The organism is Streptococcus sp. OMI870 (genome assembly GCF_047460295.1).
GTDB lineage: Bacteria > Bacillota > Bacilli > Lactobacillales > Streptococcaceae > Streptococcus.
The window spans coordinates 567822-580156 of sequence record NZ_JASHGM010000001.1 but is presented as its reverse complement, the minus strand read 5'-3'; the positions used below and the strand labels follow the sequence as shown (position 1 = coordinate 580156).

General features: G+C 41.1%; 9 protein-coding genes. 6 read left to right on the top strand and 3 right to left on the bottom strand.

Features of this window, described 5'->3' with window-relative positions:
* Nucleotides 1–106: 106 nt before the first annotated feature.
* The 3 genes from nrdF to nrdH all read right to left on the bottom strand — a co-directional run bounded on the left by nrdF (nucleotide 107) and on the right by nrdH (nucleotide 3670).
* Nucleotides 107–1066 carry a class 1b ribonucleoside-diphosphate reductase subunit beta gene (gene nrdF, locus QM968_RS02920; protein ID WP_009732545.1) on the bottom strand — a complete coding sequence of 320 codons (960 nt, stop codon included), beginning with the start codon at nucleotides 1064–1066 and terminating at the stop codon, nucleotides 107–109.
* Nucleotides 1067–1178: 112 nt separating this feature from the next.
* The gene (gene nrdE / locus QM968_RS02915; protein ID WP_414382109.1) at nucleotides 1179–3338 is read right to left on the bottom strand and encodes a class 1b ribonucleoside-diphosphate reductase subunit alpha; all 2160 of its coding nucleotides are present in this window, start codon (nucleotides 3336–3338) and stop codon (nucleotides 1179–1181) included.
* 113 nt (nucleotides 3339–3451) lie between these two features.
* Nucleotides 3452–3670 (bottom strand): glutaredoxin-like protein NrdH, encoded by a 219-nt coding sequence (gene nrdH, locus QM968_RS02910; RefSeq protein WP_009732547.1) that lies wholly within the window; start codon nucleotides 3668–3670, stop codon nucleotides 3452–3454.
* 474 nt (nucleotides 3671–4144) lie between these two features.
* Here nrdH and QM968_RS02905 point away from each other — a divergent pair, with 474 nt between their 5' ends.
* The 6 genes from QM968_RS02905 to glgA all read left to right on the top strand — a co-directional run bounded on the left by QM968_RS02905 (nucleotide 4145) and on the right by glgA (nucleotide 12140).
* Nucleotides 4145–4408 carry a phosphocarrier protein HPr gene (locus QM968_RS02905; RefSeq protein WP_006596636.1) on the top strand — a complete coding sequence of 88 codons (264 nt, stop codon included), beginning with the start codon at nucleotides 4145–4147 and terminating at the stop codon, nucleotides 4406–4408.
* Nucleotides 4409–4410: 2 nt separating this feature from the next.
* Entirely contained in the window at nucleotides 4411–6144 is a 1734-nt protein-coding gene (gene ptsP, locus QM968_RS02900; RefSeq protein WP_414382106.1) for a phosphoenolpyruvate--protein phosphotransferase, read from the top strand.
* A gap of 342 nt (nucleotides 6145–6486) precedes the next feature.
* A complete protein-coding gene (gene glgB, locus QM968_RS02895; RefSeq protein ID WP_414382103.1) occupies nucleotides 6487–8394 on the top strand; it encodes a 1,4-alpha-glucan branching protein GlgB in 1908 nt (635 codons plus the stop codon).
* A 50-nt stretch (nucleotides 8395–8444) separates the two neighbouring features.
* On the top strand, nucleotides 8445–9587 hold the full coding sequence (locus tag QM968_RS02890) for a glucose-1-phosphate adenylyltransferase (RefSeq protein WP_009732550.1): 1143 nt from the start codon (nucleotides 8445–8447) through the stop codon (nucleotides 9585–9587).
* Nucleotides 9577–10713 carry a glucose-1-phosphate adenylyltransferase subunit GlgD gene (glgD, locus tag QM968_RS02885; protein WP_414382100.1) on the top strand — a complete coding sequence of 379 codons (1137 nt, stop codon included), beginning with the start codon at nucleotides 9577–9579 and terminating at the stop codon, nucleotides 10711–10713. The genes QM968_RS02890 and glgD overlap by 11 nt, the downstream gene beginning before the upstream one ends.
* Nucleotides 10713–12140, top strand: a complete 1428-nt coding sequence (gene glgA / locus QM968_RS02880; RefSeq protein ID WP_414382098.1) for a glycogen synthase GlgA — start codon at nucleotides 10713–10715, stop codon at nucleotides 12138–12140. The genes glgD and glgA overlap by 1 nt, the downstream gene beginning before the upstream one ends.
* Nucleotides 12141–12335: the final 195 nt, after the last annotated feature.

Here is a 12335-nt window from a genome sequence, read left to right as displayed (position 1 = left end):
GAGAAGAGGTTGGATGGTTGTCCGACCTCTTTTTTCAAAAAAGAAGTAGCTCCAATCAGAAAAAGATTGCAACAAAAAAACCTTTCCGTCTGGAAAGGTTTTTGTCTTATAGACCATAGTTATAATCGTCATCTTGCATGGCTTCTACTTCACCGAGAAGATAACCATTTCCGACTTGAGAGAAGAAGTCGTGGTTGGATGTACCGGTTGAGATTCCGTTCATAACGATTGGGTTGACGTCATCCGCTGAGTCTGGGAAGAGTGGATCTTGTCCCAAGTTCATGAGGGCTTTATTGGCGTTGTAACGAAGGAAGGTTTTAACTTCATCTGTCCAGCCCACACCATCATAGAGGCTCTCTGTGTAGCCTTCTTCGTTTTCATAGAGGGTGTAGAGCAGGTCATACATCCATTCTTTGAGTTTTTCCTGCTCGTCTTCTGGTAATTCGTTAAATCCAAGTTGGAACTTGTAGCCGATATAGGTTCCGTGAACAGATTCGTCCCGAATGATCAACTTAATGATTTCAGCCACATTAGCCAACTTGTTGTTTCCAAGATAGTAGAGTGGTGTGAAGAAACCAGAGTAGAAGAGGAAGGTTTCAAGGAAGACGCTGGCGACTTTCTTTTCAAGAGGGGTTCCATTGAGGTAGATTTCATTGATGATCTCTGCCTTCTTTTGAAGATAAGGATTGGTATTGGTCCATTCGAAAATCTCTTCGATTTCTGACTTGGTATTCAAGGTAGAAAAGATGGAAGAGTAGGATTTAGCATGGACAGATTCCATAAATTGGATGTTGTTAAAGACAGCTTCTTCGTGGGGAGTCCGGATATCCGCACGAAGAGCTTGCACACCCGTTTCAGACTGCATGGTATCTAACAGGGTCAATCCACCAAAGACTTTACCAACGAGGTCTTTTTCTTTATTAGACAACTTTCTCCAGTCATCTAGGTCGTTTGACAAAGGGATACGCGTATCCAACCAGAATTGCTCAGTCAGTTTTTCCCAGGTCGATTTATCGATGACATCTTCGATAGCATTCCAGTTAATGGCTTTGTAGTATGTTTCCATTTGCATCACTTTCTTTTTCTATTCATTCAATCGTTACTATTCTACCATAAATGGATAGAATACGCACAAAAAGTCGGCGAACCGACTTTTAAGGGCGAACCTTGGGGCTGTCTTAGATGACACAGCTTTCACATTGGTTAGCACCGACTTCCCCACCATCATCTGTAAAGGTACGGACGTAGTAGATAGACTTGATTCCCTTGTTAAAGGCGTAGTTGCGAAGGATAGACAAGTCACGAGTGGTTTGTTTGTTTTCAGTTTTCCATTCGTAAAGTCCTTTTGGAATGTCACTGCGCATGAAGAGAGTGAGTGAAAGTCCTTGGTCTACGTGCTCAGTTGCCGCAGCATAGACATCGATGACTTTGCGCATATCCATGTCGTAGGCAGAAGTGTAGTAAGGAATGGTTTCTGTTGACAAACCGGCAGCAGGGTAGTAGATCTTCCCGATTTTCTTCTCTTGGCGCTCTTCAATCCGTTGTGTGATTGGGTGGATAGAAGCAGAGACATCATTGATGTAGCTGATAGATCCATTTGGTGCGACAGCCAAGCGGTTTTGGTGGTAAAGACCATCTGCTTGAACTTTAGCACGCAGTTCCGCCCAATCCTCTGCACTTGGGATGAAGATATCTTTAAAGAGTTCTTTCACACGATCAGATTTTGGTACAAATTCTCCACTTGTGTACTTATCGAAGTAGCAACCGTTGGCGTAGTCTGATTTTTCGAAGTTGTGGAAGGTAACTCCCCGTTCACGCGCGATGTTGTTTGATTCCACGAGAGTCCAGTAGTTCATGAGCATGAAGTAGATGCTCGTAAACTCAACAGACTCAGGTGATCCGTATTCAATCAATTGTTGGGCAAGATAGCTGTGAAGTCCCATAGCACCAAGACCAAAGGTATGCGCTTGGCTATTTCCGTGGTCGATAGTAGGAACAGCGACGATATGAGAACTATCTGTGACGAAGGTCAAGGCACGAACCATAGCACGAATCGAACGACCAAAGTCAGGGGAAGTCATCATATTAACCACGTTGGTTGAACCAAGGTTACAGGAGACGTCAGTCCCCATTTTAATGAATTCTTGGGCATCGTTGATCAAGCTTGGCTCTTGAACCTGGAGGATCTCTGAACACAAGTTACTCATGATGATCTTTCCATCGACAGGGTTTGCGCGGTTAGCAGTATCGATGTTGACTACATAAGGGTAACCAGATTCCTGTTGCAATTTAGAAATTTCAGTTTCCAAATCACGCGCCTTGATTTTTGTCTTGCGGATGTTTGGATTAGCGACCAACTCATCGTATTTTTCAGTGATGTCGATGTAGTTAAATGGCACTCCGTATTCACGTTCTACAGAGTATGGGCTGAAGAGATACATTTCTTCATTCTTACGAGCCAACTCATAGAACTTGTCAGGTACGACGACACCAAGTGAGAGGGTTTTGACCCGGACTTTTTCATCGGCATTTTCTTTCTTAGTAGAAAGGAAGGCGATGATGTCTGGGTGGAAGACGTTGAGGTAAACCACCCCAGCTCCTTGGCGTTGACCCAATTGGTTTGAGTAAGAGAAGCTATCTTCAAAGAGTTTCATAACAGGAACGACCCCAGAGGCAGCTCCTTCATAGCCCTTGATCGGTGCTCCAGCTTCACGAAGGTTGCTGAGGGAGATCCCAACCCCACCACCGATACGTGAAAGTTGAAGGGCAGAGTTGATAGAGCGTCCGATCGCATTCATGTCATCGGTTACTTGGATCAAGAAACAGGAGACCAATTCCCCACGGCGGGCACGTCCAGCATTCAAGAAAGAAGGAGTAGCTGGTTGGTAGCGTTGGTGGATGATTTCATTTGCGATGTCTTTGGCAATGTCTTCATTTCCATCCGCAAAATAGAGAGCATTGAAGAAGACGCGGTCTTCCATGCTTTCGAGATAGTATTCTCCATCATTTGTTTTCAGAGCATATTGGTTATAGAATTTATAGGCAGCCATGAAGGACTTGAATTGGAAATTTTGATCTTTGATAAATTGGGCCAATTCTTCCAAAAATTCAGGACGGTACTTCTGAATGAAGGCTGTTTCGATATAGTTGTGTTCAATAAGGTAGTTGATTTTATCCGTTATTGAATCAAAGGCCATGGTATTTGGTCCAACATTTTCTTTGAAGAAAGCATCCAAGGCTTCTTTATCTTTATGAAGCATGATTTGACCGTTAACTGGACGGTTGATTTCATTATTAAGACGGAAGTAGGTTACGTCTTCAAGAGATTTTAATCCCATAATAATCCTTTTCTAGTTCAAAAAATGAAGAGAAGAAGTCCTCTCTTTACAAGTAAAAAGTCTAGTGTTAGGTTGCTAACGCTAGACCCTATTTAAGCAAAATACTGTGTTTATTAAGAAAGTTTCTTCAACTTAGCTGGTTGAAAACCAGAAAATACTTCATCCGGTGTTTGAATAACTGGAGCAGCATTGAATCCGAGATTCTTAACGTGATCTACAAATTCTGGCTGTTCATCTAAGTTAATTTCGCGGTATTCCACGTGATTGCTATCGAGGAATCGCTTGGTCATTTTACACTGAACACAATTATTTTTTGAATAAATGGTTACCATTTCTTTTTCGTTCTCCTATCGAAATATAAATCTGTAAACAGTATAAACAAAATCCACCAACTTGTCAACAAAATAAAACTAAATATTGTGCAAAGAAATAAAATGTGGTTTTTAAAGCACAATATATTGTGGTAGGTCAAAAGTATGAAATTCTAAGAAATGGGATAGGGATAGGCTTTTAAGCATCTTTAATTAGTTATAATTTTTGGGTGAATCAATATCCTGTGGTTCAGCTGCTTCTTTTCATTGAAAGCGGAAGAAAATTTTACTTATAATATAGTAGAAAATTGAAAGAAACCTGTTTTTGCTTTCTGGATCGCTCTTTAAAATGTATCTAGATTGGGATTTCTCGCAGTTTTTTTTCTGTAAGGCAGTAATAAAAATCTTGAAAAAAATTTCAAAAGATGATATAATACCAAATTGTAAGGGTTATCACAGATAACTCAAAACTAATTTTAAAAGGAGAGTCAAACTATGGCTTCTAAAGATTTCCACATCGTGGCAGAAACAGGTATCCACGCGCGTCCAGCAACTTTGTTGGTTCAAACTGCTAGCAAATTTGCTTCAGATATTACTCTTGAATACAAAGGTAAATCCGTTAACTTGAAATCAATCATGGGTGTTATGAGCCTTGGTGTTGGTCAAGGAGCTGACGTTGTAATCTCAGCTGAAGGTGCTGACGCTGATGACGCTCTTGCAGCAATTGCTGAAACAATGGAAAAAGAAGGATTGGCTTAAACATGACAGAAATGCTTAAAGGAATTGCAGCATCTGATGGTGTTGCCGTTGCTAAGGCATATCTACTTGTTCAACCCGACTTGTCATTTGAAACAATCTCAGTTGAAGATACAAATGCAGAAGAAGCTCGTTTGGATGCAGCTCTTGAAGCTTCACAAAACGAGCTTTCTCTTATTCGGGAGAATGCAGTAGCGAGCCTTGGTGAAGAAGCAGCACAAGTATTTGATGCTCACATGATGGTGCTTTCTGACCCCGAAATGGTTGGTCAGATCAAAGAAACGATTCGTACGAAAAAAATCAATGCAGAAGCTGGCTTGAAAGAAGTCACGGACATGTTTATTGCGATCTTTGAAGGAATGGAAGACAATCCTTACATGCAAGAACGTGCAGCAGACATCCGTGACGTGACCAAACGTGTACTTGCAAACTTGCTTGGTAAGAAATTGCCAAACCCGGCAACCATTAACGAAGAAGCAATCGTGGTTGCGCATGACTTGACTCCATCAGATACAGCACAATTGAACAAACAGTTTGTTAAAGCTTTTGTTACAAACATTGGTGGACGTACAAGTCACTCAGCCATCATGGCGCGTACACTTGAAATCGCAGCGGTCCTTGGTACAAATAACATTACAGATCTTGTAAAAGATGGTGATGTGTTGGCTGTATCTGGAATCACTGGTGAAGTAGTCATCAATCCAAGTGAGGAACAAATTGCAGCCTTCAAATCAGCTGGTGAAGCTTATGCCAAACAAAAAGCTGAATGGGCTCTCCTTAAAGATGCCAAAACAGTGACTGCAGATGGCAAACACTTCGAATTGGCGGCTAATATCGGTACCCCTAAAGACGTTGAAGGGGTGAATGATAACGGTGCAGAAGCTGTTGGTCTCTATCGTACAGAATTCTTGTACATGGATTCTCAAGACTTTCCAACTGAAGATGATCAATACGAAGCATACAAAGCAGTTCTTGAAGGTATGAACGGTAAACCTGTTGTCGTTCGTACAATGGATATCGGTGGGGATAAAGAACTTCCTTACTTCGATCTTCCTAAAGAAATGAACCCATTCTTAGGTTACCGTGCTTTGCGTATTTCAATCTCTGAAACGGGGAACCAAATGTTCCGTACACAATTGCGTGCTTTGCTTCGTGCATCTGTTCACGGTAAATTGCGGATCATGTTCCCAATGGTTGCTTTGTTGACGGAGTTCCGTACCGCTAAAGGTATTCTGGAAGAAGAAAAAGCGAAATTGATTGCTGAAGGTGTTGCCGTTGCAGACGATATCCAAGTTGGTATCATGATTGAAATCCCTGCTGCAGCAATGTTGGCTGATCAATTTGCCAAAGAAGTTGATTTCTTCTCAATCGGTACAAACGACTTGATCCAATACACAATGGCTGCTGACCGTATGAATGAACAAGTTTCATACCTTTACCAACCATATAACCCATCAATCCTTCGCTTGATTAACAACGTTATCAAAGCAGCTCACGCTGAAGGTAAATGGGCTGGTATGTGTGGTGAGATGGCTGGTGACCAAACAGCTGTTCCACTTCTTGTCGGAATGGGCTTGGATGAGTTCTCTATGTCAGCTACATCTGTACTTCGTACACGTAGCTTAATGAAGAAATTGGACACAGCTAAAATGCAAGAATACGCTAACCGTGCTCTTACAGAATGTTCAACCATGGAAGAAGTGCTTGAACTTTCTAAAGAATACGTGAACGTCGACTAAGAATGAATCAAGACTAAGACACATCTGTCTTAGTCTTTTTTTATGAATTTTTTTACTTTGTTTATAAAAATGTGCATTTTATTCGTAATAAACTAGTTAGTAATAAAAATATTAACTTAAATGTTCGTTTTTTTGTTTAAATTTACTTGGATATGTAGTATAATCGTAAGTAAGAGTAGGAGGAAAGCGAAGGAATGAAGTAAAAGGTTCGGAAAAGAAAATGAAAGAACTTTTCTTGATAAATTTACATGATTTTCCTGGAATCAACTTGAAAATTAAGTGATTTTATAGTAAAATAAAAACAATTAGAAAACGCTTTCAAAAAATAAAAGAGGTGAGTATATGGATAGAAGCACAGACTTATGGACATTTGGAAGAGGGGATAATTTCCAGCTTCAAGAGTATTTAGGTGCTCACAAGGAAACAAGGGGAGAACAAGAAGGGTATGCCTTCCGTGTTTGGGCTCCCAATGCCCAGGCGGTCGATCTGATTGGTGACTTTACTGATTGGGAAGCACGGAAAATTCCAATGGTTCGTAATGAAGGAGGCGTCTGGGAAGTCTTCTGTTCAGATGCAAAAGAGGGAGATATATACAAATATTTGGTGACACGAAATAATGGTCATCAGGTTCAAAAAATTGATCCTCTAGCGTTATGGATGGAAAAACGACCCAATACAGGGTCTATCATTAAGACCATTCCGGAAAAGAACTGGAAAGACGGTCTTTGGAGAGCACGCCGTAAAAAACTTGGTTTTAAGGAACGACCTGTTAATATCTATGAGGTTCACGCAGGATCTTGGAAACGAAATGACGATCACAGTTCCTATACCTTTAAACAACTAAAAGATGAACTCATTCCATATCTGGTAGAGATGAACTACACCCACGTAGAATTTATGCCAGTGATGGCCCATCCATTGGGATTGAGTTGGGGGTATCAACTTATGGGCTATTTTGCCCTCGAGCAAACTTATGGTAGCCCAGAAGAATTTCAAGACTTTGTAGAAGAATGTCACCTTAACAATATCGGAGTGATTGTGGATTGGGTACCTGGACATTTCATTATCAATGATGATGCTTTGGCATATTATGATGGAACACCAACCTTTGAATACCAGGATGAACATCGGGCTCATAACTATGGTTGGGGGGCTCTGAACTTCGACTTAGGAAAAAATCAAGTACAGTCTTTCTTGATTTCTAGTTTGAAGTTTTGGATTGAAACCTATCATTTAGATGGAATTCGGGTCGATGCTGTGAGCAATATGCTCTATCTCGATTATGATAGTGGTCCATGGACTCCGAATATTGATGGAGGAAACCTCAATTATGAGGGCGTTCATTTCCTCAGACGTTTGAATGCGATTATCAAGAACGAACACCCAGATGTTATGATGATTGCAGAAGAAAGTTCTGCTGGTCAAAAGATCACAGGCCCTGAAGAAGAAGGTGGTCTTGGTTTTGACTATAAATGGAATATGGGTTGGATGAATGATATTCTCCGATTTTATGAGGAAGACCCGGTCTACAGGAAATTTGACTTTAATCTGGTAACCTTTAGTTATATGTATGCATTTTCTGAAAATTTCCTTCTTCCGTTTTCACATGATGAAGTGGTGCATGGCAAGAAGAGTTTGATGCACAAGATGTGGGGAGATCGTTACAATCAATTTGCTGGGCTTCGTAATCTCTTAACCTATCAGATTTGCCATCCAGGAAAAAAATTACTCTTTATGGGTTCGGAATTTGGTCAATTTTTGGAATGGAAGTCAGAAGAGCAACTGGAATGGGGCAATTTAGAGGATGAAATGAATGCTAAGATGAGTCGTTTCACTTCTCAGCTCAATCATTTCTACAAGGAACACAAGGAATTGTGGGAGATTGATGATAGCTTTGATGGCTTAGAGATTATTGATGCAGACAACCGGGATCAGAGCGTCTTGTCTATGGTCCGGAAAAATCGTAAGGGCGATCTTTTGGTGTGCGTTTTCAATATGGCACCAGTAGAACGCAAGGACTTTACGATTGGTGTGCCTGTATCAGCAGTCTATGAAGAAATTTGGAATACAGAATTAGAAGAATGGGGAGGTGTCTGGAAAGAGCACAATCCGACAGTTCAGTCTCAAGATGGACTGTGGAAGGATTATGAACAAACCTTGACCTTTACCTTGCCGGCTTTAGGAGCTAGCATTTGGAAGGTGAAGCGTAAGGTGCGCAAAACAAAATCTAAAACAGTAGATAAAAAATGATGATCGGTTGACTCTATGGGAGTCCAGGCTTTGAAAAGAGGAAGTAGTCAATGAAGAATGAAATGCTCGCTTTAATCCTTGCTGGTGGGCAAGGAACTCGTCTTGGAAAATTAACCAAAAACATCGCAAAACCTGCGGTTCAATTTGGTGGGCGCTATCGGATTATCGATTTTGCCCTATCAAACTGTGCCAACTCAGGAATTCACAATGTTGGCGTGATTACACAGTACCAACCACTGGCCCTCAATAGTCATATTGGTAATGGTTCTAGCTGGGGCTTGGATGGAATCAACACAGGGGTTTCCATTTTGCAACCTTATTCAGCCAGTGAAGGAAATCGTTGGTTTGAAGGAACTAGCCATGCTATTCTCCAAAATATCGACTATATCGACAGCATCAATCCTGAATATGTCTTGATTCTTTCTGGTGACCATATCTACAAGATGGACTATGATGATATGCTTCAATCTCACAAGGATAATAATGCGAGCTTGACCGTTGCAGTCCTAGATGTTCCTTTGAAGGAAGCGAGTCGTTTTGGAATCATGAATACTGATGCTAATAATCGGATTGTTGAATTTGAAGAAAAACCAGCTGAACCAAAATCTACCAAGGCTTCCATGGGGATTTACATCTTTGACTGGGCTCGTCTCCGCAATATGTTGGTTGCTGCTGAAAAGAGCGATATCGATATGTCAGACTTCGGTAAAAATGTCATTCCAACTTATCTAGAATCAGGCGAAAGTGTTTATGCTTATGAATTCAATGGTTATTGGAAAGACGTTGGTACGATTGAGTCTCTTTGGGAAGCCAATATGGAATATATCGATCCCAATAATGCTTTGGATAGTCGCGATCGTCACTGGAAAATCTATTCACGCAACCTCATTTCTCCACCGAACTTCTTTGGGGAACATGGCCACATCGAAGATTCTCTTGTCGTCGACGGTTGTTCGGTAGACGGTACAGTCAAACACTCCATCTTATCAACAGAAGCTCAAGTTCGTGAAGGAGCAGTTGTAGAAGATGCTGTCGTGATGAGCAATGCCATTATCGGTAAAGGAGCTGTTGTGAAACGCGCTATTATCGGAGAAGGGGCAGTCATTGCAGAAGGTGTCGTGATTGATGGAACAGAGGAAGTGCAAGTTGTCGGTTACAATGAAAAAGTGGGGGTAGCAACAGATGAAGATTGATAAATATTCAGCCATTTTAGGAAATACAGTTGGGTATCATGATATGTCCACTTTGACTAGCCATCGTCCGGTAGCCTCTCTACCGTTTGATGGGAAATACCGCTTGATTGACTTCCCATTGTCTAGTCTTGCGAATGCTGGTATTCGTAGTGTATTTGGTATTTTCCAACAAGAAAATATTAGTTCGGTTTTTGACCATATTCGTTCAGGTCGTGAGTGGGGCTTGTCTACTTTATTGAGCCACTATTACCTTGGAATCTATAATACTCCAGTGGAAAATACAAACGTAGGACAAGAATACTATCAACAATTATTGACTTATTTGAAACGGTCTGGCTCAAACCAAACGGTTGCTTTGAACTGTGATATTTTGATGAATATCGACCTCAATCAAGTTTTCCACCTGCATAATACCATTGACCGTCCGATTACAGTTGTTTATAAAAAGTTGCATCCTCAAAATATCTCTGAAGTGAATGCTATTTTACAGATTGATGAGACGGACCATGTTACGGAGCAAAAACTGTTTGACAGCAAGTCACCTGATGAAGCTTACAACATGTCAACAGATGTCTTTATTGTGGATACTCCTTGGTTGATTGAAAAATTAGAAGAAGAAGCCAAGAAAGAATATCCACAAAAACTTCGCTATATCTTGCGTGAATTGGCTGTGGAATACAATGCATTTGCCTTTGAGTATACAGGCTATCTAGCAAATATTCACTCAGTTGAATCGTACTATCAAGCAAACCTGGATATGTTGGAAAATCAAAAATTCATGAAACTCTTCTCACCAAACCAAAAAGTGTATACGAAAGTGAAGAATGAAGAGCCAACGTATTATTCCAAGACTTCAAACGTTAAAGCGTCTCAATTTGCTTCGGGTAGTATTGTAGAAGGCACGGTAGAAGGTTCTGTTGTTTCTCGTAGGGTTCATCTGCATGAAGGATCAGTGGTTCGAAATAGTCTTCTCTTCCCGGGTGTTGTGGTTCATGAAAATGCAATCGTTGAAAACGCGATTCTGGATAAAGGTGTCGAAGTGACTGCTGGTGTGACGATTCGCGGAAGTGAAGGAACACCGGTAGTGATTAAAAAAGGAACGACTGTCACAGAGGATATTGTCTAATGAAACTATTATTTGTTGCCGCAGAAGGTGCTCCATTTTCAAAGACTGGTGGTTTGGGAGACGTTATTGGTGCTCTTCCTAAATCCTTAGCTAAAAGTGGTCATGACGTGCGCGTGATGCTTCCATACTATGATATGGTAGAAGCAAAGTTTGGGGATCAAATCGAAGATGTCTTGCATTTTGAGACCAAGGTTGGCTGGAGAAGTCAATATGTAGGTGTGAAACGGATTGTGCGAGATGGGGTCACCTTTTACTTTATTGATAACCAACACTATTTCTTTAGAGGCCATGTGTATGGTGACTTTGATGATGGCGAACGGTTTGCCTTTTTCCAGCTTGCGGCTTTAGAAACGATGGAGCGGGTTGACTTCATTCCAGATGTTCTTCATGCCCATGATTACCATACAGCGATGATTCCTTTCTTGCTTAAGGAAAAATACCGTTGGATTCAAGCTTACCATGGGATTAAAACCGTATTGACCATCCATAATTTGGAATTCCAAGGTCAGTTTGACCCAGGAATGTTGTGGGATTTATTCGGAGTGGGATTTGAACGCTATGCAGACGGAACCCTTCGGTGGAATGATTGCCTGAATTGGATGAAATCCGGTATTCTATATGCTGACCGTGTGACAACCGTATCTCCTAGTTATGCACATGAAATTATGACTTCTGAATATGGTTGTGGCTTGGATCAGATCCTTCGGATGGAATCTGGCAAGGTGACCGGAATAGTCAATGGAATTGATGCAGATCTCTATAATCCTGAAACGGATCCACTCTTGACGCATCACTTCAGTCTCTCAGATCTTTCAGGTAAAGCAGCTAGTAAACGAGCTCTTCAAGAACGTGTCGGTCTACCCGTTCGCGATGATGTACCTTTGTTTGGGATCGTCTCTCGTTTGACACGCCAAAAAGGTTTTGATGTTGTGGTAGAAGAGTTGCATCAACTCTTGCAAAAGGATATTCAGATTGTCTTGCTCGGTACAGGAGATCCTGGATTTGAAAATGCCTTTGCTTGGTTTGGTCATGCTTTTCCGGATAAACTGTCAGCTAATATCACCTTTGATGTTCAATTGGCCCAAGAAATTTATGCAGCGTCAGATGTCTTCTTGATGCCAAGCCGCTTTGAGCCATGTGGCCTTTCTCAAATGATGGCCATGCGTTATGGAACTCTTCCATTGGTACATGAAGTTGGTGGACTTCGTGATACGGTTCAGCCATTTAATGTTGTTGATGGAAGTGGAACAGGATTTAGCTTCAATAATTTATCTGGATACTGGTTTAACTGGGCAGTTGATCAAGCCCTGGCTGTCTACTACAATAACAAACAGGCTTGGTATGGTCTGCAAGAGCAAGCCATGACTCGTGATTTCTCATGGGATACGGCTAGTCAACGATACAACGATTTGTACCAGTCCTTATAAGTAAATCTAGTGTAAAAACGCCTTTCGAGGCGTTTTTTTGTGTTACGTTCTTCCTATAAAGAAAACGTTTTAAATTTTTGAGCTATGAAGCTTGCTAAAATAGAAGAAAAAAGATAAGATAGGGAAAGGTAAAAAATCCCGGGAAGGTCCTTATTTTTGGAGATGGTCCCATCCTCTTTAATCAATAAGGGCCTA